Origin of the sequence: Chryseobacterium sp. CBTAP 102, assembly GCF_003201365.1 — a bacterium.
Classification (GTDB): domain Bacteria; phylum Bacteroidota; class Bacteroidia; order Flavobacteriales; family Weeksellaceae; genus Chryseobacterium; species Chryseobacterium candidae.
Map to the genome: position 1 here is coordinate 12,177 of NZ_QICX01000008.1, position 20,941 is coordinate 33,117.

Below are 20,941 nucleotides of genomic sequence, written 5' to 3' on the forward strand. Positions count from 1 at the left end.
TTAATAATTAAAAAAGATTGTCACAAAAAAATAAAAATATTAAAATGAGTAAAGAAAAACTAGGTTGGAAAAGTGGAGTGAAAAGTGGAGCTGTCATTGGTAGTTGTGCCACAGTAGGAATGTTGGTTGGAGGTCCTATAGGTTTAGGTGTCGGCACAGGTGTTGGAATTGCAATTAATCTTCTTAGTATAAATAAAAAAAATGAAAATAAGCCACCTAAAAAGGATAAATATAGAATTTAAAGATGTCAAATAACGATGAATGAGCATAATCACGAAACTGTAAATATCGAATTATCTAACGATGTAATTTATCTTTGGAATGAAAACGATAAATCAAAATATTCAGAATTAAAAAAAGAGCTACAGTATTCAGAAGATCTAGTTACTTTTTTATCTAGATATCAAAAAGAAAGATGGGTAGCTGATTCTATTGACTATATTGAAATAACTGAAAATCCTAATGAATTACATATTGATTACACAATAAAATTTTTTAGCGGTTGTAGAGATTTGGATGCAGAGGATGGCGATTTTATAGTTGTCAATTATAAAATTAATTTGGAATCCTGTGAAATCGAAATAATTGGAAAATCAATTCCTGAAGAGCGTTCTACTTTTGAAGAATTTTAATAATAATCTCATAAATGATCAAAATAAATTTTACGCAGTGCGTAAAGCCAAAAGTTGGCAGTAATTTTAAAAAGACAACAAATATGACAAATGCAAAATGAAACCTACATTTTTTATTTCATCTACAATCTACGACTTTAGAGACTTACGATCTTGTATAAAATGGTGGTTAGAAGAGTTCGGCTATAAGGTCAACGCTTCCGAATATAATGATTTTGATAAGCCGTTAGATGAGAACTCTTATGAATCTTGTTTAAGGGCAATTGACAAATCTGACTATTTTATTTTGTTATTAGGAGAACGGTTTGGCGGAATTTATGATAAGGACATTTCAATAACACAAATGGAATACAGATATGCCTATCAAAGAATGTTAGAAGGTAAAATAAAACTCATAAACTTTGTAAGGCAAGATACTCTTACAAAAATGGATGTCTACAAAGAAAGCATAAAAGACCAAACTATAGATTTAACAAAATTCGACAAAGCGAGTAAGGAAAAACATAGAATTCATTTATTCATACAGGATGTACGAAGGGTTAACGATATGAAAGATGGAGGGACCCCTAAGAATAATTGGCTTCACCAATTTAATGGATTCCCTGAAATACAAGATGTAATAAAGGCGGAACTTGATGACAGAATTGGGTTAAGTTATAAAACAAAAAGATTTATAATTACTGAGGAACTAATCTCCAATTTAAAAACATATTTACAGAGGGATGCTAAATTCGGTCTAGTACCAAGAGGATTTATTAGTGAAGAATTGTTTTCTGGATTTAAATTGGACCTAGATACTCCGACTATCGAACTTACACGAATGCAACAAACAAATTTAGGAGTTTTCTATATTACCTTTTGGCAATCTAGAAAAATGCAGACTTCGAGAATAGAGAATATATATAATGAGGGTTTTTTTCTAGAATACGACAATGAAACGAATGATTATGTTTCGCAAGATTTTAATCGCCTTGCATCTTCAGTATTGAATTATTATACGTCAATAAATAATTTACACAATAAATTATACGAAAATTATGCTGAAGTTATTGTTCAACTACAAAGCAATTCACAACGGAAAGCACGTGTTAGTGCAAGTTTAATTGTAAATTCTATCCGGTTCTGTGAAAGTTTAGTTAATTGTATGAAGTTTTCAAGAAATCTTTATAGAAAGCTTTATCATATGGACTACGAAATTCCAAAACATCAACAAAATTTGAAAATATATCCAGAAGAAAGTTTGGCTGACCCTTCTGAATTTGCAAATCACGAATCTATTTTAGAATATTTTAAAATATAATTAATGGGATTAAAAATTAGCACAATAGCAGCTTTACCTGAGAACACAGAAAGAAGCTATTATTTATACATACTTGACTACTATAATTGGGATGAACCAATTAGCAATACTTTGCGAAATAGCTTTGACAAGCTCGCTGTTTTTGCGGCTCAAAATGATGCCGTGGTAATTCAAGGTTTTCCAGAAAGTCATTTTTATTCAGAATTAATGTCGTGGGAATCCGTAAATGGAGTTGACCCGAAAGAATTACTGCCTGCTTTAATGATTACAACAATTCATCCGAAGTATTTTTTAGATGGTAATAACAAACAGCGAACTGAAGGCAAGGTTCCTGAAGACAAACTAATTTTTATTGAAATTAGAGAAGTTTGTAAGTCACCGCAAGACGTTGTGAGAATTATCGAAAAAGTATTACAAGACATTAAGGATAAAAGGGAAATCAAGGATTTTAGAGTGAAAAAGGAATTGAAAGGAGGAGTTGGAAAAATATTAAACGATGCTCTTATCCTTGAAGCAGATATTTATGGAAAAAGTGTGAGTAAAAAATCAATATTAAAATTTCTCGATGGAAACGGATAGAAGCAAATTTAAAAACTATCATAAACATGGGTTTCCACATCAGACGGCAGGTATACAAACTTGGTGCTTTGTACTTTGAATGAATATGAGTGATAAATTAAAACTTCTATTATTTTTTATCAAGGAATAAAAAATTAATTTCAAAAAACGATCAGAATAAAATTTTATATTAGTAACATACATGGATTTATGAAAGTTATTAAATTAAATTTACGCAATACGTAAATTTGAAAATTATACATCATCTTAATGAAGCGACCAACTCAACATGTAACCGAGACAATTTCACACCGAATTTTTGAAGACTTAATTCCAGTGGAATGGGTTATTCGAGAGATTAAACCCGATTATGGTATTGACTATTTAATTGAAGTTTTTAAATCTGGTCAATCGACAGGAATTACTTTTTTCGTACAACTGAAAGGAAGCGAACAAAAAATTGTGAATGACACGTTTGAAAAGCAGTTTGATATTGATAATTTGAATTATTATGCATCCCTGGCACTACCGGTATTAATAGTATGTGTTTCAACGACAACAAAACAAACTTGGGGGATTTGGGCAAACAAATTAATTAAATCTCTAAACCTTAGACCCGAGCAAGAAACTGTAAAATTGAAGTTCGATTCTGAAAATTTAATTAAAGGTGAGTACTTTAATCAAATTGAAGGTGAGTTAAAAATAATTTCTCAGTATGGTCTTACAATAACATCAAACTCTGATTTAGGTAATATTCTTGGAGCCAACATCGGAAAATTTATTAATCATTTCTACCCAAAAACATTTGCACTTAATAATTCATTTTTACCTAAACATTATAGCTTACAATTTTTGACACGTGGGGGAAATCATTTTCTTTTGTTGGATGGTCCGTTCTTCAACAAAGAAATTGAAATCGAAAGTTTTGACATCGAGAATCCATTACTTCACAGACCACTTTTTAATGCAGATGATATAAATATTACAAATGCTAAAATTCTTAAATTACTGGTAGTTGCGTTCGCAAGAGAAAATTTAAATGGTTCCTTGAAACTTTTAAGAAAACTCATAGAAAAAGATTATTTTAGTATAGAAGAGGACGCAATGCTTTTTGACCCTTTAGGGACTTTACAATCATCTATTAATCAGGATTTACTTCTTCAGTATAACGAAATCACAAAACTAATAATAAGAAAAAAACTCTTTGAAACTTTTCTTTTTATTGATGTAGCATACTTTGTCCATAGCAAAAATTATAACGAACTCTTTTATCTAAGAACTGAAAATTTAAAATTAGCAATTCAATACTCTGAATATTCCCCAATAATAGGAAATTGTTATTATAACCTCGGAAATATTGAGAGAGGCTTATATAACACTGATGAAGCAATCAAGTGTTATTTCAAAGCAAGAAAGTATCTACCAGACTACGAAAGAAGAAAACATTGGTGGAGAGAACTGGCAGGGCTTTTATTTATTAAAGGTCATTATAAGCTAGCCGAATTGTTTTATACAAAATCAATTGAATTAGTTGAAGAAGATATTCAATACAGGTATTTTAGATTGGAACAGATTCTACCAAATCAAGAAGCAATTGTCTTTGCCCTGATTGGTGATTGTTTGCTTCTCCAAGGTAAATTTTCAAAAGCAAACGAATGGTTTGACAAATTTTTTGAACAACATAACAGCTATAGCTATGAGTGGTATTTAAAAAGAGCCATTACGGACCGATGTATAAAATTAGGACTTGATGGCAAAAAAATAGAAAGTGAAAAATCGATAGAACTTTATGAAAAGGCTTTGGAATTGAATGACTTCAAACTTCAAATTATAGAATTTACTAAGGCTGTAGAACTTAACCCAACAAATGATCTTGCCTGGTTTAATCTTGGTGTTGCAAAAGACAAAGAACAGCAATTTGAAGATGCATTTTACTGTTTCTTAACCGCAGGACTTCTCCGGGACGGAGACAAAGAGGCTCAATTCAACGCTTTGTTAATTGCATTTACACAGCAACAACATGAATTATGTTCTCTTGTTCTACATTTTATAGTTGAAAAGCATGGTGAATTTGTAAACAACGATTTATCTGACTATTTTATGGGTAAACCAATTCCATTCAATGTAAAACGGTTAATAACTGAGGGCATTGTGAAGCTGACAGAAGAAATAAAGAAAGTAGCAGTTAAAAAATAATATTTACGCAAATAGACTGCGTAGTAAGAGTGTATTTTTGTATTAAGTAAATTATAATATACCTAATATTAATGCAAAATGGCAAACAAAAATAAAATTGAAGATAATTCTTCGTTTGAAGAATTTAGAAATAATTTAAAGGGGGGGAAGTCAGTAAAAAAAATTGTATCATTCTTAGCATTTTTTAGTTCACGAGCTAAAGAAATTTTAGATGCTTTTGAAAATTTTGATGAGATTGAAAAACAATTCAACGAGATTTCCAAAAGTCCTGACCAGTTTAATAATTATTTCAGTGGACTTGGCTGGATTGCTCACGAGTCAGGTAATCACGATCTGATTATGGAATGCATTAATTTGGCAGAATCTGACAATATAAAAGCAGCTGAGGAGAAACTAGCCGATCACTATACTTCCGAGGAAATACAATGGCTGATAACTTCAACATATGGTGTTCCTGAGTTTAGAAAGCGAAATAATTTAATTAATGCAGCCTTTGAAGATACAAAAGCTGAAAGATTTTACTCTGCCATCCCATTACTTTTAATGATTATTGATGGTACTGTTAATGACATCAGTAAAAGCAAAGGCTTTTTTGCGGAAAATACTGATCTTACTGCGTGGGATTCTATTGCTGCACATAGTACCGGTCTCTCCAAACTTAGGGACATTTTAAATGTGACACGAAAGTCGACAACCACTGAAGAAATATTTTTCCCCTACAGAAACGGAATATTGCATGGAAGAGATATTTCTTATGCTAATAAATATGTTGCAGGTAAAGCATGGCTAACATTATTTGCTATTAATGATTGGGCAAAAGCTTTGCAAAAAAATAAAGAAAATCCACCTAAAGAGACTAAACAGCCTACACTGAAAGAGGCACTATCAGACTTAAAAGAAACTACTGATAAATACAAACTGCAGAAAGAAAAAAGAGCGGAAACTGATAAATTCATGAATCATTGGAAATCAAGAAAAGCTATTGCAAACGTAGATTTTCCTGCTCAGGGATTAGAGGAAGAATATACAGAATTTACGCCAGAGCGAGATGCTGTTTACTTTTTAACCAGTTGGCAAAAAAATAATTACGGTCAAATGGCTAAACAGCTTTGTTTATTTTCCGATGAATTTAATATGGGTAAAGAAGCAGGAAGAGTACGAAAAGTTTTTGATCAAAAGAATCTCAAAACCTTTGAAATTCTATCAGTTGAACATCAAGCGCCAGCAATTGCAGAGGTAAAGGTAAAAGTAATTGTATTATTTAACGAAATAGAATATACAAAAGAAATAATGTTGCGAATGCTTTACCAAAATGAGCAACGAGAAAATATGGTGTATGGTCAAAGCGGAGGTGTTTGGAGGTATATGGATTCTTTCTTTTTTCATAAAATTGAAATGCTGGACTGGGATTGTTAAAAATTAATAATTTTAATTATACATTCATTTATATAAATATTATCTCAAAAAACGATTATAAATTACATCTTTGTGAGGTTTTCCTTTAATAATTGTAAATATCAATGAAAACGTATTTATTCCTTGTTACACTAGTCTGATTGAGAAAACTGTGAAAATTTAAAAACCTATTTTTTACATCAATTACATCATTTTTTACCATTAACAAGTTTAAGAAATGAGATTAACAAATATTTTAAAATGAAAGAAACTGATATCCAAGTATTCTCTAAAACTGATAATTTAAGATTATATATTATTGAGCATACTCTTCATATTGAGACTTTAGTATCTGAAGCAATTGAGCACTTATTGGGTATTGATTATAAGACTTCAAAATCTTTTGGATATGGTTCTTCAGCCTTATCTTTTAATCAAAAAATACAAATTATTCAAGATATTAAAGGAATAGAATCTGAAATGACGAAAAAACTTTCTTGTTTGATGAATATCCGAAATAAATTTGCTCACGTACAAGAAATTGACTCCTTTGAGAACTTATTTACTTTAACAAGTGTTGGTAAAGAGATTGAAAAACAGTTAGTTAAATGGTATTCTCTCGATGAAATGAAGGTGTCTGATGATGAACATAAATTTAGATTTTTTAAGCTCGCTGAAGAAATCACTTATATGTTGATTTTATTACAAGTTGAAACGAGAACAAAGAATAGAGTTCTCGAAATTGAACGAGAATTTACAGAAGGAAATCTTAAATCATATGTTGAAGTAGTTTCTGGATTAGAAAATGCTAGTGAAATTCAATCTAAAGTATTTGCAAAAACTTCCGAAAAATTACCCCATTTGAAAATTGATAGAAAATAGTAAAACAAAACCTCAAAAAAACGATCAAAGTAAATTTTAAATTAGTAGCGAAAATAGCTTTATGAGATTTATATAAATCGAATTTGCGCAATGAGTTAATTTAGAATTTAACAGAAATATTAAAATACAAAACTTATGAATCAAGATTTTATAGATAGTGGAATTGAAGGCGAAAATTTTGTTTTAAAAATTCTTGAAACTTCTTATTTAAAATATTGGTTATATCCAAATCCAAAAGATGAGAATGGCGATAAAAAAGAAATATGTGATGCACTCATTTTGTTTTTCGATACAGCTATTATCATATCTGTCAAAAATTATCAATGCAAAGGAAATTATGATAGATTTGCAAAAAAGGTGATTGAAAAATCATCTAAACAATTGTTTGGTGCGGAACGAAAAATATTTAGTTTAAATGAGCTAAAAGTGATTCATCCTACAAATGGAGAAACTATCATTAACCCTAAAGATTACACAAACATTATTAAAATAACCGTAAGTGTAGGTGAAGATTTTGAAAACTATGAATTTATTGATTATGATGAAAATAAAGGAATCATTGCCATACTAAATAAAGATACGTTTCAAACTCTTGTTAAAGAGTTAGATACAGTAAAAGATTTAACTGAATACTTAAAATCAAGAGAAACTCTTTTACTCAAAAATCTAAACAAAAAATGTAATTGTAAGGAAAAAGATCTTCTTGCTCATTATTTGAGTAATGCAAGAGATTTTAAGAAAGAACTTTATATAAATTTTGAAGAAGAAACTTCAAAACTAAAAGGAAAATGGGAAATTTACGATAAAGACAAACAAGTTTTATTAAAGAGACTTGAAGATGAAAAGAGTTATTTTATTGATGAATTAATAAAAAATGACGTTTTAGAATTGACTAATGGTGAATTATTAGCTAAAGAGCTTATGACCTTGAGTAGATTTGAAAGAAGAATAATCGCACAAAATTTGTTTGAAATAGTGAACAAATATCAAAATGAAAAAGATTTTCTAGCAAGGAGATTTACAACATATAACGACATAGGCTTTCTTTTCATTTATTATCCAATAGAAAGACCTGAAAACGAAATTGATAAGATGTTAGAACTCGCTCAACAAATTTATGCTTATAAATACGACTGTAAAAAATTAGTTTTATTAGCAGCTAGTTTAGGACTTAAACAGTGGAAGTTTGGTTTATTTCAATCTACTGAAGTGACATCAGAAGCAAAGATATATTTAGAAAAATTAATTAAAGCCTTTGGATGGTTTACATCAGAAATGGTAATAAATAGAAATATTAAGGAATATCCCAATTAATAATTCTTATAAAAAGGTATTTACAAAACTTTTATAATAGTCTTATTAATTCTCACAAAACGATTTATGAATTAAATAAAAAAGCCACCCTTTTGACCACCCTAAAAAGTAAAAACCTCTGAAAATCAAATGATTTCAGAGGTTTTTTGTACCCAGGACCGGGATCGAACCGGTACTCCTAAGAACTGGTGTTTGAGACCAGCGCGTCTACCAATTCCGCCACCTGGGCTTGATGTTGATTACAAACATGACGTTTGTTTCAAATTGGTGTGCAAATATAGGAACTTTTTTCAATGTTCAAAAGCTTTTTGAAGAAAATATTTTAAAAATTAAGTTCCAAACCATCGTAGGCAAGATGTATACCGGCTGGAAGCTCCTTATCTTCAATATCATGCAGCCCTAAATGGTGGCTTATGTGGGTTAAAAATAATTTTTTAGGTTTTAATTCTTCAAACAGTTTAATAACATCGGGAAGAATAAAATGGGCAGGATGAGGATCAAATTTTCTGATGCAGTTTAAGATCAGAATGTCCAGATCCTTCAGTTTTCCCTTCTCTGTTTCAGAAATGTAACCTGCATCCGTAATGTAGGCCAGCTTTTTAAACTTATATCCAAATACGGTAATTTTATAGTGAATGACTTCCACAGGAGTAATTTCTGTTTCCAGTACCTGAAAAGGTTTGTTTTCTATTTCATGAAGCTCAAAAGCGGGCGCACCGGGATATTTTACATCTGCAAAAGCGTAAGGAAACCTGTTTTTTATTTCTTGAGCCACTCTTGAATAGCAGTATAACGGAACATCTTTTCCACTTTTAAAAATCAGTGGCCGCATATCATCCAGCCCAATCACATGGTCATTATGTTCATGGGTAATCAACGCAATGTCTATGTTATGTTCATGGTTGGCAAGCATTTGCTGCCTGAAGTCCGGACCGCAGTCTATCAGTATTTTTTTATTTTCCTCCGTAGTGATTATAACGGAAGAGCGTAAACGTTTGTCTTTGGGATTTTCTGAAGTACACACTTCGCATGTGCAGCCTATAACAGGTACACCTTGAGAAGTACCGGTTCCTAAAAATTTCAACTTCATTTTGTTTTGAGGTTGGTTTAATTTTGGTAAATTTACAAAAAATTTCATGTCCTAATGTATCAGAAACTAACTCCTAAACAAAAAGCATTAACAATTAATCTAGATCCTACTATTTATGGTACTTTCGCAGAAATTGGAGCAGGGCAGGAGACTGTTCGTCACTTTTTTAGAGCAGGGGGAGCTTCCGGTACAATTGCTAAGGCAATGTCTGCTTATGACAAAGATTTTAGTGATGCCATCTACGGAAAGGAAGTAAAAAACAGGTACGTTACCCAGAACAGGCTTCGCAAAATGCTTCGATATGAAGTAGCTTTGATTGAAGAGAGAATTTCAAGAGATAATAATCCGGATAGAAAATTCTTTTCTTATGCCAACACGGTAACTACCATCAATTTTGACAAAACGGTAAAAGGCCACGGCTGGGTGGGAATCCGTTTTCAGACCAAAGAAAATGAAGATTACAATGAAATCGTTATCCATGTAAAATTCAAAGAAAATGATGCTACTCTTCAGCAGGAAACTTTAGGGAACCTGGGAGTAAATCTTATTTTTGGAGCTTTTCATTATTTTGACAATCCAAGAACTTTGGTAGAATCTCTTTACGATGATATTGCAAAAGATAACCTGGAGATTGATATGATCGACTTCAGCGGACCAGCTTTTGCGTATGTTGACAACAGACTGATGTCTCTTCAGCTTGTAAAGAACGGAATGACCGATGCCGTGATCTTCAATTCTCAAGGGAGCAACATGCTTCCGGCAGATGTTTTATACAAGAAAAATATTTTCGCGGTAAGAGGAAGTTTTAGACCGGTGACCAAGGTAAACATTGATATGCTTAAAAATGGTATGGATATGTTCTTCAAAGATGCTACCTGCACCCATGAAGAAACAGAAGTTCTTATCGAAATTACCATTTCCAATCTGAGAGCAGACGGAGACATTGATGAGAGAGATTTCCTGGATAGAGTAGATATTCTTGCAAAGCTGGGGTATACTGTTATTATTTCAAACTTCTCTGAATATTACAGACTGATTGATTATTTTGCCTCTTATACAAGTGGTGACATCGGAGTAGCAATGGGGGTAAATAATATGCTGATGGTATTCGATGAAAAATATTATAAAAATCTTTCGGGAGGAATTCTTGAAGCATTCGGGAAGTTCTTCAGAAATGGAATGAGAGTATATCTGTATCCTTACAAAGATCCGGAAACTCATCAGTTATTAGATTCTTCCAACCTGAAAGTGGAAGAAAATCTGAAAGAATTATATAAGTACTTCAAACACAACAACCGTATCGTAGATATTACCAATTATAATCCTGAGTTTCTGGAAATTTATTCCAGAGAAATATTGAGAAAAATTGCATGTTGTGTGAAAGGCTGGGAAACCCAGGTTCCGGAAGGCGTAGCAGAAATGATTAAAGAGCGTGGAATGTTCGGGTATAAAGAAGAACTTTCCCTAAAACAATTCTCTTAAAATATAAATACAATGTCAGAATTAAAAAAAAGACTTTCCTCAATTCTCGAAAGTCCTAAACATAATACAGAAGAAAAACTTGAAAAAGTCTGCCACCTTTTGGATCAGGAAATTCCTTACTTCAACTGGACGGGTTTCTATTTCAAAAACGGAGATAAGGATGAATTGATTTTAGGTCCTTATGTAGGAGCACCTACCGATCATACAATCATTCCTTACGGTAAAGGAATCTGTGGTCAGGTTGCAGTTTCCAACGAAACATTTGTAGTTCCTGACGTACATGAAGAAAGTAACTACTTAAGCTGTTCTATCGATACGAAAGCAGAGATTGTAGTTCCTATTTTTAAAGATGGAAAAAATATTGGCCAGATCGATATTGATTCTCATACCATAGATCCTTTCACGCAGGAAGACCGTGAATTACTGGAATGGCTATGCAATGAAATTGCAAAAATTATATAAAAAACTAAATATTTTGTAGATAAAATATTTGTAAAATACCGTTAAAACCCCTATTTTATAAGGGGTTTTTTCATGGCTTTAATCTATTATTTTATTAGAACTTCGTTGTACTAACTAATAAAAATATAACGTCATGAAAAAAATGTTAACTCTTTTACTTTGTTTATTTCTTATATATGGAAGTGCACAAAAGATTAAAACCCAAAATCTGGGGATAGAAAAAAGAACTCGTATCACAGAAGGAGGTTCGGTACAGATGTCTGTGAGATGGGGCTGGAAGAATATATGGCCTTTTTGCCATAAAGATGGTTTATTTTGTAGAAAAGTTCAGAAAGCTAACGAAGAACCTGCTATTGATCAATTAATTGTGGATGAAACGATCAATACAATAGACATAGAACAGATTTCTGAAAATAAAATTTTAATCAAATCGATGCGCATTGCAGGAAATGTTTCGGATGAATTGGTAAAAAAATTTGAAGAAAAAGCAATTCCTATTGAAACAAATGAGCTTTCTTTAGATGGGCTGAAACCTTATTTTTCAAAAATGAATATGGAAATTCAAAATGAGCCAGTAGTTTTCACTCCCGAAAATCAAAGATATGAAGTGGATATAGTAAAGGAAAATGAAAAATCCATGAAAGTCATTAAGGTATATCAGCAGTCAAAAATAAATATCAATAACAAGCCTTTTATTCTGAATATAATAACTTCCAGCAGAAAATTTTAGTTTAAACGATCAGATAACCATACTAATGTCTTGCCCATAAAGCAAGGCATTATTTTGTATAAGCAAATTGAGAAACCAATTCCCTGAAATATTCTTCACATTTCGCAATGTGCGTCCCATACCAGGAAAAAGCTTCACCATCCACTATTATGATTTTTTTATCAGGATAAAAAGCCTTTAGTTCCTCAATATGCTTTTCTTTAAACGGAAATGGTTCAGACGAAAGCATAATGACATCGGCATCTGCAAGATCTTCAGTAGTGATTTGAGGATAACGGGTCTGGTTTTTAAAAATATTTTCAAAACCAATTTCAGTTAAGATCCTATGAATAAAGGTATCCGAACCAATGGTCATATAAGGGTTCTTCCAGATAAGATAAGCAGCTTTTACTGGAATATCCAGTTTGGCCTGATTCAGAACATCATAGATTTTAAGATTAAACACCTGTGCTCTGTCTTCCTTTCCGAAGAGCTTTCCGAGATTCTTAAGCAAATAATAATTGTCCTCAATAGTGTCGATATTAGTGACCATTACTTTATAATCATCCATCAGAGCTTCCACCTGATCTTTTACATTTTCTTCCTTATTGGCAAGAATAAGATCCGGCTGTAATGCTTTAATCTTTTCAATATTAATATTTTTTGTTCCGCCGATTATGGGTACATTTTTTATTTTATCCTGAGGATGAATACAGAATTTTGTTCTTCCTACCACTTCATTTTCGGTCAGTCCAAGGTCAAATAAAGCCTCAGTAATAGAAGGTACAAGTGAAACGATTTTCATATTGGCATGTTAGATGATGCCTAAAATTACAAAAGTTTTCCGGTTAAGAAAAGTCCGGCTACGGTAAAATAGATAATAAGACCTGTAACATCCACCAGCGTTGCTACAAAAGGAGCAGATGAAGTAGCAGGGTCAAGATTCAATTTCTTTAAGACAAACGGGATCATGGAACCAGATAATGTTCCCCACAATACAATGGCAATCAGGGAAACAGAAACACTTAATCCTACATATACCCAATACTGTCCGTAATCAAACAGGCCTATCTGCTGCCAAAGCATAATTCTGACAAATCCGATAACTCCTAAAATTGCTCCAAGACATAATCCGGAGATAATTTCTTTTTTCATCACATACCACCAATCTTTCAGACTGATTTCCTGAAGAGCCATCGCCCTGATAATCAAAGTGGCAGCCTGTGATCCGGAATTTCCGCCACTGGAAATGATCAATGGAACAAATAGAGCAAGAACAACCGCTTTTTCAATTTCCTTGTCAAAATATCCCATTGCAGAAGCAGTCAGCATTTCAGAAACAAATAAAATGATCAGCCAGGTGGCTCTTTTCTTGATCATTTCTGTCCATGAAGTCTGGGTGTAGGGAAGGTCCAATGCTTCCAATCCCCCAAATTTCTGGATGTCTTCCGTGTTCTGCTGTTCAATCTGATCCAGAATGTCATCTATTGTTACAATTCCTACCAGAACACCAGCTTCCGTAATAATGGGAAGCGCACCACGGTCATATTTTTCGAAATAGGTTACCGCATCCTCTTTGGAAGTAGTGGTGGTAATAGCTACGAAATGATTGTCTGTGATATCAGAAACCAAAGTGTCTTCCTCTTCCAGCAGTAATGTTCCTATGGCAAGGTCATCAATCAGGCGGTTTCTTTCGTCTACCACGTACAGGTAGTTCATGGTTTCCACCCTTTTTCCTACCTTTTTAATCTGCTGAAGACATCTTTTTACCGTCCATTCCTTACGGATCTGGATATAGTAAGGAGTCATCAGACGGGCAATAGAATCCGAATTGTATCCAAGAAGTTTTAACGCAATCCTTCTTTCCTGAGGGTTAAGATGGTTGATGGAGTACTTAATCAGCTCATCCGGGAAATCCTCGAAAAGAGCAGTTCTGTCATCCGGAGTCATTGCATTCAGGATTTCGGAAACTTCATCGCTTCCGATACTTCTGATGGTATCTTCCTGAAAATCAGGATCAAGATGTGAGAAAACTTCTGCTTTGTATTCTTTCGGAACCTTCAGGAACGCGAGCAGCCTCTCGTCAGCAGGAAGTTCGCTGAGAGTTTCGGCAATATCGGCAGGGTTAAAGATAAGTTCGTCTCTAGAATTCAAAACGTGAAATTTTTGGATATGCAAAAATAATTCAAATTTTTAAGACTGAGTAATAAACTGACAAAATTAAGGATTAATTAAAGTTGATAGCTTCATTATATGGGCAAAAAAAACACCCGCCGAAACGGATGTGTAAAAATTAAATTTTAAATTCCAATATTCTCTACATTGGTTCGGATTGTGAGGTGGGAATGTATATGCAGACAGCATTAGTAGGGTTCGCAATCTGAATGGTCACCACACTTTTTTATTCCACTTCCTTTAATGTTTTTCTGTTCCAGCCTGTTCAGGTTTTTAGATTTGCATCATTTATCGTAATAAGATATAAAATGTTTTCTAGTCTTCTATACAGGCATATTCCATACATGCTCCTCTGCAGCAGAAGCCTATGTAGCAAGGTCTTGTTTCGCTGCATCTGAAAGGTCCGGATCCTCCGTTAATTTGTTTGGTTGCTTCTCTGCTGAGTTTCTTTAGATTTTTCATAAGATTTTGGATTTAATGTCTGTCTAAAGTAGTAAAAAATATTTAATAAATCCTTGTTTTGTGAAAATATTTAATTGTTAATCAGTTTTTTATAGTGTTTTTTTAATAAAAGGCATCCATCCGTAAGTATGAATAAGCACTTTATTTAACATGAAAATATTTAGAATTCAGGACACGGGAAACAGTTCGTAAAAAATTATGAATGATGAATTTTTCTCGTACAGCTTATTAAGAAAAAAATAACATTCACAATTGACTAGCAAAGCAAAATTGACTATTGACGATAAAATTCTTAATATTTCAGCCTTAACCCCGGAATTTTAAACCCTAAAGCTCTGCTTCCGTCGGTTTCAGCTTTCTCAGTTTCTTAATAATTCCTTTTATAGCTCCTTCGGTTCCTATTTTGACGGAATTAACGGTAGAACCCAGCAGACGCATATTTTTCCGGTAGGTATCATGGTCGGTTTCGGTAACAAGTGTTCCGTCAGCACCAAAAAGTTTCATACTCACAACCACCTGATTGGAGAAAACATACTTGCCAAATCCTACTTTGAAATATCTCACTTTAGAAACAATAGCAAAATCTGCATCATTGTTGAGACAGTAATCCACGATGGTCTGTTGGTCTATGCTGTCGAAGGGAACCTGTACTTCTGCACGGAGCATTTTATTTCTTCTGTTACTGAAATTATCGGTAACAGCATCAAAGAAAGCATTGTTGGTAGGGTCTTTTATTTCGTCGATATCAGGTTCTACCTCGGGATTGAAGTAAAGAACTTTTTTTATTTTATCATCAGTATTCTTCTGGGCTTTTACCGAAGTAAATCCGATGAATAAAAAAGTAGTAACCGCTGTAAAGAATATAATTTTTTTCATTTGTAATTCGAATGCAAAATTACTGCCTTTTCGTTGGATTGCATACAATTTATTAAGAAATTTTTAACATTTTTTTCTATCAAATTTGATATATGAAATCAATAATGTTTGCAGAATCAAAAAATAGTCGTAATTTTGCACCCGTTACATAATAATCATTAAACAATATTGGAATGTACTTAACAACAGACAAAAAGCAGGAAATTTTCGCAAAGCACGGAAAATCTGCACAGGACACAGGAAGTGCTGAAGGACAAATCGCTCTTTTCACTTTCAGAATCAATCACTTATCTCAACACCTAAAGGCTAACCGTCACGATTTCAACACAGAGAGATCTCTAGTGAAATTGGTAGGTAAGAGAAAAAGTTTATTAGATTACCTTAAAAACAAAGATATCGCAAGATATAGAGCAATTATTGCTGAACTAGGTTTAAGAAAATAATCTATAAAGATTTTCAAAATAAAAAAGCAACTTCGAAAGAGGTTGCTTTTTTGCTTCTACATAAGAAGGGATTTTTAATCACAAAAGACACAAAAGTTTTTTTTAAAATACTAAATGGCGGAGAAGAGCACTTAAGTTTCTTAAAGTCTTTGATTCTCATGGGGTAATAAAAGAGTATGTAGATTCCTACGGAGTGATAAACTGTATGGATAGACGAATACGCCAATTGTGTCATTCCGTAGGTATTAGCTTGAAAAAAATACTGAAGATGATTACAACATCACTATTCAGCCTTCTTTCCAATCTTTCCCAAATGAGTATTCTGAAAACTATCCGGATACTTCAAGCCGTAACCCAGAATTCTGTCAAACGCAGAGTGAGAAAACAAAATAGAGCCAATCACCTGCAAATAGGGAAGAGACAAAGCTGTTCCGGCAAGATAAACGATAATGGCTACTCCTAAATGATGGAAGAGATTATAGCAAAAAGCACCTGCTTTAGTATTAATTGTGTATCCTAGCATGGAAATGTCCGGAGCAAGAAATAGCCCTGCAAACCACCACCAGGAGTATCCTGTTTGGGCAAAAGCATAGATTCCTGATAGTAGAAATGCTGCGTATTCAAGCTTTAACTGTATTTTCATAATAATGGTGTCAGTTTATAAGATAAGTTCTTTTTTCTGATAAAAAGTTACATGGTAAGATGGGAAAAAAGAAAGCGGAATACCTTTGAGATATTCCGCTTATACATTTTGATTTGAATTTGATTTGAATTTTAATGCCCTGATTTGGATTCTGGAGTTTCCACATGCCCCAGATATCTGGTACAGTATGCTCCGAATATCAGAATAACCAGATAGCAGAATACAGGGATAATGAATGAATGCTGTACCCCCAACTGATCTGCAAGATACCCCTGGAATATCGGAACAATAGCACCTCCCAGAATTGCCATTACCACCAAAGAAGATCCCTGGCTGGTATATTTACCCAATCCTGAAATAGCCAGTGTGTAAATATTCGAGAACATGATAGAATTGAAAATTCCGATTCCCAGAATACTGTACATGGCCAGTTCACCATGATTCACCATTGCAGAAATTAACAACGCAACATTGATCGTTGCAAAGATGGATAAAGTTCTTGCCGGAGCTGCTTTACCCACGAAAAAAGCAATGAAATTAAGTATGATAAACACAATGAAAAAGCTGATCTGACTGAAAGTAAGATTGACAATGCTGAAAATCACAAGGAAAACAGCTGCAGCTGCTCCCAGCATATAAACAGCCTTTTTGCTTTGACTTATTGATTGATTTAAAGAGATGGCTCCAAGAAAACGGCCAATCATCGCTCCGCCCCAATATAAGGAAAGGTAATTTTTACTGATGATCTCATTAAAACCCATAATCTGCGGCTGCTCCAGGAAACTGATAATAAAACTTCCTACGGCAACTTCTCCGCCTACATAACAGAACATAGCAAATATTCCGAATTTCAGATGACTGAATTCAAGTGCTCCCCAGCCTTTTACCACTTCTTCTTCACCCATCTGAAAGGAAGGAAGCTTTACTCTGGAAATCAATAAAGCAACCAGTAAGAGGATCCCAGCAAAAATAAGATAGGGAATTCTTGTAGCTACCGCACTGAATGATCCGTCCGGAGAAGAGAAAAATTCAAAAATAAGGTGGCCTCCAAGTACCGGGGCAATCGTTGTTCCGAAGGCATTGAATGCCTGGGTCATATTCAGCCTGCTGGATGCAGATTCTTCACTTCCCAACAGTGAAACATAGGCATTAGCTGTAATTTGTAATACCGTAAAGCCCAATCCTAAAATAAACAAAGCACCCAGAAACAGAGGGTAATATGAAAATGTAGCTGCCGGATAGAACAGAACGCAGCCAAATGCTGCCAGAAAAATTCCGAACAGGATTCCTTTTTTATAGCCTAATTTATTGATGGGGTCTCCTTTCGTAATGGAAATCATAAAATAAATCAGCGATCCGATAAAGTAAGCTCCGAAAAAACAGAACTGTACCAGCATGGATTCGAAAAAGGTAAGATTGAACAGCTGCTTCAGATAGGGAATCAGAATGTCATTCATACAGGTGATGAATCCCCACATAAAAAACAGCAGGGTGATGGTAATTAACGGAACCGTATAATTCCTGCTTTGAGATTGTACTTCTTTATTAATCATAAACATTTATTTATCTGGATAAGGAGAGTTCCTTAACTTTTTTAGCCTACAGCATTGTAATTGGTGAAGTAGGGCAAATATAGGAATCAGCCTGTTGGTTTGCAATATTTTTAATAGTTTTTAGAATGGAACAGATGCTTTTTTCAGATCAATGTATTATTTTCATTTTTTGAGACAATAATACAAAAACGACTGCATTTTTCAATACATTATCCTCAAAAAAAGACTTTTTTATTTTCATAAATAGTGAATAAGTTCAGATTAATGATGTGAATTTTCAGACTTTCATCAATTGATAGCCAATTTTTTGTATTTTAAACGCCTATTAAAGGCATCGAAAAATTTAATATATCATTATTATATAGTACCTTTGCAAACGAAAATTTAAAGAGTTTAAATATTAATCATACTCAATACGGAGTATAAAGAAGCAAATTTATGAGTATACCTCAAGCGTTTACAGAAACGATTATCCTTGCAGACGGCAGGGAAATCACTATTGAAACGGGAAAGCTGGCTAAGCAGGCAGACGGATCTGTAGTGGTGAGATGTGGTGGAACTATGCTTTTAGCAACAGTTGTAGCCAACAAAGAAGCAAATCCTGGTGTAGACTTTTTACCATTAACAGTAGATTACAGAGAAAAGTTTTATGCAGGTGGAAGAATTCCTGGAAATTTCTTCCGTAGAGAAGCAAAACCATCTGATGATGAAGTGCTTACAATGAGATTGGTGGACAGAGTATTGCGTCCTCTATTCCCTGAAGATTTCCACGCGGAAGTACAGGTAATGATTTCATTGATTTCTTACGATAAAGAAGTAATGCCTGAAGCATTGGCAGGTTTAGCAGCTTCTGCAGCTATTGCAATTACAGATATTCCTTTCAACGGACCAATGTCTGAAGCAAGAGTCGTAAGAATTGACGGAGAATTGGCCGTGAACCCAAGCTATGAAAATTTATTAAAATCAGATATTGACATTATGGTTGGAGCTACTAAAGACTCCATCGTAATGGTAGAAGGAGAAATGAAGGAGATCTCTGAGCAGGAAATGCTTGAAGCCATCAACTTCGCTCACGCTGAGATCAGAAAACAGATTGAAGCTCAGGAGAGATTAGCTGAAAAAGTGGGAAAATCTTTCCCTAAAAGAGAATACAGCCACGAAGATCACGATGAAGAAATTCGTGAAAAAGTATGGAAAGAATGTTACGACAAAGTGTACGAAGTAGCAAAAACTCCATCTAATAAAGAAGAAAGAGGAGAAAAATTCAAAGCTGTTCTTGAAGAGTTTTTAGCACAATATGCTGAGAATGAAGAAGAACTGGCAAGAGTAACACCTTTCGTTAAAGTATATTACCACGACGTAGAGAAAGAAGCAATGCGTCAGATGATCCTTGAAGACAATATCCGTCTTGATGGTCGTGATCCTCAGACGATCCGTCCAATCTGGTCAGAAATTGATTATCTTCCGGGAGCTCACGGTTCTGCGATCTTTACAAGAGGAGAAACTCAGTCTTTAACAGCAGTAACTCTGGGTTCTGTAAAAGATGCCAACATGATCGACAGCGTAATCACGCAGCACGACGAAAGATTCTTCTTACACTATAATTTCCCTCCGTTCTCTACAGGTGAAGCAAGACCTTTAAGAGGTACTTCAAGAAGAGAAGTAGGACACGGAAACTTAGCTCAAAGAGCTTTAACTGCAGTAATTCCGGCAGAAAACCCATATACAATCAGAATTGTTTCCGATATCTTAGAATCTAACGGTTCTTCTTCAATGGCAACAGTTTGTGCAGGTACACTGGCATTGATGGATGCAGGGGTTCAGATTACAAAACCTGTTTCAGGGATTGCAATGGGTCTGATCACTGATACAAAATCAGGGAAATTTACCGTACTTTCTGATATATTGGGAGATGAAGATCACCTGGGAGATATGGACTTCAAAGTAACAGGTACTGCAGACGGTATCACCGCTTGTCAGATGGATATCAAAATCCAGGGACTTTCTATGGATATCATGGAGAAAGCTTTGATGCAGGCTAAAGACGGAAGATTACACATCCTGAACAAAATCACGGAAACTATTTCTCAGCCAAGAGCAGACGTGAAGCCTCACGCTCCGAAAATGGTGGTAATGGAGATTCCAAAAGACTTCATCGGTGCTGTAATCGGACCTGGTGGAAAAATCATTCAGCAGATGCAGAAAGATACGGATACAGTGATTGCTATTGAAGAAGTAGGGGAAATCGGACGTATCGAAATTTCTGGTACAGACAGAGAAAAAATCAACGCTGCCATTGCCAAGATCAATGAAATTACTTTTGTACCTGTTGTAGGAGAAATTTATAAAGGTAAAGTAGTGAAAGTAATGGACTTTGGTGCATTTGTAGCCATTGCTAAAGGAACAGAAGGACTTCTTCACATTTCTGAAATTGAATGGGCTCGTTTAGACAAAGTTCCTTATGCAGAAGGTGATGAAGTGGAAGTGAAGTTCATGGGTTACGACGACCGTAAGAAAATGAAACTTTCCCGTAAAGTTCTTTTACCAAGACCTCCAAGACCTGAAGGACAAGGCAGACCTGAAGGGCAGAGAAGACCGGAAGGACAGGGCAGACCAGAGGGACAGAGAAGACCTGAAGGGCAGAAGCCACAAGGTGAAAAGCCGCAAAGCGAAAAGCCAGTGGAAAACCAAACGCCTTCCAACGAAGCTTAATAAGATTCATTCTTAAACATAAAAAATCCCTCAATTTGAGGGATTTTTGCTTTTTTT

At 34.1% G+C, this 20,941-nt stretch carries 20 protein-coding genes and 1 tRNA gene; 13 read left to right on the forward strand and 8 right to left on the reverse strand.

The annotated features are described in order from the left end of the window. Positions 1 to 44: 44 nt before the first annotated feature. From C8D70_RS12425 to C8D70_RS12460, 8 genes are all read left to right on the forward strand, one after another. The gene (locus C8D70_RS12425; RefSeq protein WP_110367521.1) at positions 45 to 242 is read left to right on the forward strand and encodes a hypothetical protein; all 198 of its coding nucleotides are present in this window, start codon (positions 45 to 47) and stop codon (positions 240 to 242) included. A 15-nt stretch (positions 243 to 257) separates the two neighbouring features. Continuing rightward, entirely contained in the window at positions 258 to 632 is a 375-nt protein-coding gene (locus C8D70_RS12430) for a hypothetical protein (RefSeq protein ID WP_068942037.1), read from the forward strand. Positions 633 to 729: 97 nt separating this feature from the next. Continuing rightward, on the forward strand, positions 730 to 1,932 hold the full coding sequence (locus tag C8D70_RS12435; RefSeq protein ID WP_110367522.1) for a DUF4062 domain-containing protein: 1,203 nt from the start codon (positions 730 to 732) through the stop codon (positions 1,930 to 1,932). A gap of 3 nt (positions 1,933 to 1,935) precedes the next feature. After that, positions 1,936 to 2,511, forward strand: coding sequence for a hypothetical protein (locus tag C8D70_RS12440; RefSeq protein ID WP_068942040.1), 576 nt, complete (start codon positions 1,936 to 1,938; stop codon positions 2,509 to 2,511). Between the two features lie 249 nt (positions 2,512 to 2,760). Continuing rightward, the gene (locus C8D70_RS12445; RefSeq protein WP_068942043.1) at positions 2,761 to 4,686 is read left to right on the forward strand and encodes a DUF4365 domain-containing protein; all 1,926 of its coding nucleotides are present in this window, start codon (positions 2,761 to 2,763) and stop codon (positions 4,684 to 4,686) included. Positions 4,687 to 4,764: 78 nt separating this feature from the next. Next, on the forward strand, positions 4,765 to 6,102 hold the full coding sequence (locus C8D70_RS12450; protein ID WP_110367523.1) for a hypothetical protein: 1,338 nt from the start codon (positions 4,765 to 4,767) through the stop codon (positions 6,100 to 6,102). A gap of 240 nt (positions 6,103 to 6,342) precedes the next feature. Further along, the gene (locus C8D70_RS12455) at positions 6,343 to 6,963 is read left to right on the forward strand and encodes a hypothetical protein (protein WP_110367524.1); all 621 of its coding nucleotides are present in this window, start codon (positions 6,343 to 6,345) and stop codon (positions 6,961 to 6,963) included. A gap of 135 nt (positions 6,964 to 7,098) precedes the next feature. Continuing rightward, the gene (locus C8D70_RS12460) at positions 7,099 to 8,277 is read left to right on the forward strand and encodes a hypothetical protein (RefSeq protein WP_110367525.1); all 1,179 of its coding nucleotides are present in this window, start codon (positions 7,099 to 7,101) and stop codon (positions 8,275 to 8,277) included. Between the two features lie 149 nt (positions 8,278 to 8,426). Here C8D70_RS12460 and C8D70_RS12465 read toward each other — a convergent pair. Beyond that, positions 8,427 to 8,506: transfer RNA gene (locus tag C8D70_RS12465), tRNA-Leu, on the reverse strand. Positions 8,507 to 8,599: 93 nt separating this feature from the next. Continuing rightward, complete coding sequence (locus C8D70_RS12470) at positions 8,600 to 9,367, reverse strand: MBL fold metallo-hydrolase (RefSeq protein ID WP_110367611.1); 768 nt, start codon at positions 9,365 to 9,367, stop codon at positions 8,600 to 8,602. A 54-nt stretch (positions 9,368 to 9,421) separates the two neighbouring features. Between C8D70_RS12470 and C8D70_RS12475 the strand changes: the two genes are divergently transcribed. The 3 genes from C8D70_RS12475 (at position 9,422) to C8D70_RS12485 (ending at position 12,041) form a co-directional block, all read left to right on the forward strand. Continuing rightward, complete coding sequence (locus tag C8D70_RS12475) at positions 9,422 to 10,849, forward strand: hypothetical protein (protein WP_047432722.1); 1,428 nt, start codon at positions 9,422 to 9,424, stop codon at positions 10,847 to 10,849. A gap of 12 nt (positions 10,850 to 10,861) precedes the next feature. Next, positions 10,862 to 11,311 carry a GAF domain-containing protein gene (locus C8D70_RS12480; RefSeq protein ID WP_076597498.1) on the forward strand — a complete coding sequence of 150 codons (450 nt, stop codon included), beginning with the start codon at positions 10,862 to 10,864 and terminating at the stop codon, positions 11,309 to 11,311. 133 nt (positions 11,312 to 11,444) lie between these two features. After that, positions 11,445 to 12,041: a hypothetical protein gene (locus tag C8D70_RS12485; protein ID WP_110367526.1), complete on the forward strand. Its 597-nt coding sequence runs from the start codon at positions 11,445 to 11,447 to the stop codon at positions 12,039 to 12,041. A 49-nt stretch (positions 12,042 to 12,090) separates the two neighbouring features. Here C8D70_RS12485 and C8D70_RS12490 read toward each other — a convergent pair whose 3' ends face one another. From C8D70_RS12490 to C8D70_RS12500, 4 genes are all read right to left on the reverse strand, one after another. Then, on the reverse strand, positions 12,091 to 12,825 hold the full coding sequence (locus C8D70_RS12490) for an ABC transporter substrate-binding protein (RefSeq protein WP_110367527.1): 735 nt from the start codon (positions 12,823 to 12,825) through the stop codon (positions 12,091 to 12,093). 26 nt (positions 12,826 to 12,851) lie between these two features. Next, positions 12,852 to 14,174: a magnesium transporter gene (mgtE, locus tag C8D70_RS12495; RefSeq protein WP_076597501.1), complete on the reverse strand. Its 1,323-nt coding sequence runs from the start codon at positions 14,172 to 14,174 to the stop codon at positions 12,852 to 12,854. A 336-nt stretch (positions 14,175 to 14,510) separates the two neighbouring features. Then, entirely contained in the window at positions 14,511 to 14,657 is a 147-nt protein-coding gene (locus C8D70_RS20825; protein ID WP_168801953.1) for a bacteriocin-like protein, read from the reverse strand. A gap of 327 nt (positions 14,658 to 14,984) precedes the next feature. Beyond that, on the reverse strand, positions 14,985 to 15,533 hold the full coding sequence (locus C8D70_RS12500; protein WP_110367528.1) for a pyruvate decarboxylase: 549 nt from the start codon (positions 15,531 to 15,533) through the stop codon (positions 14,985 to 14,987). A gap of 173 nt (positions 15,534 to 15,706) precedes the next feature. Here C8D70_RS12500 and rpsO point away from each other — a divergent pair, with 173 nt between their 5' ends. Further along, a complete protein-coding gene (gene rpsO, locus C8D70_RS12505) occupies positions 15,707 to 15,976 on the forward strand; it encodes a 30S ribosomal protein S15 (RefSeq protein ID WP_034692246.1) in 270 nt (89 codons plus the stop codon). A gap of 283 nt (positions 15,977 to 16,259) precedes the next feature. On the opposite strand, the gene C8D70_RS12510 is transcribed toward rpsO, so the two are convergent. Together C8D70_RS12510 and C8D70_RS12515 are read right to left on the reverse strand one after the other, a co-directional pair. After that, positions 16,260 to 16,619, reverse strand: a complete 360-nt coding sequence (locus tag C8D70_RS12510; protein ID WP_110367529.1) for a DUF4260 domain-containing protein — start codon at positions 16,617 to 16,619, stop codon at positions 16,260 to 16,262. Between the two features lie 131 nt (positions 16,620 to 16,750). After that, on the reverse strand, positions 16,751 to 18,172 hold the full coding sequence (locus C8D70_RS12515) for a sugar MFS transporter (protein WP_110367530.1): 1,422 nt from the start codon (positions 18,170 to 18,172) through the stop codon (positions 16,751 to 16,753). Positions 18,173 to 18,610: 438 nt separating this feature from the next. On the opposite strand from C8D70_RS12515, the gene C8D70_RS12520 reads away from it, so the two are divergent. Beyond that, on the forward strand, positions 18,611 to 20,884 hold the full coding sequence (locus C8D70_RS12520; RefSeq protein WP_110367531.1) for a polyribonucleotide nucleotidyltransferase: 2,274 nt from the start codon (positions 18,611 to 18,613) through the stop codon (positions 20,882 to 20,884). Positions 20,885 to 20,941: the final 57 nt, after the last annotated feature.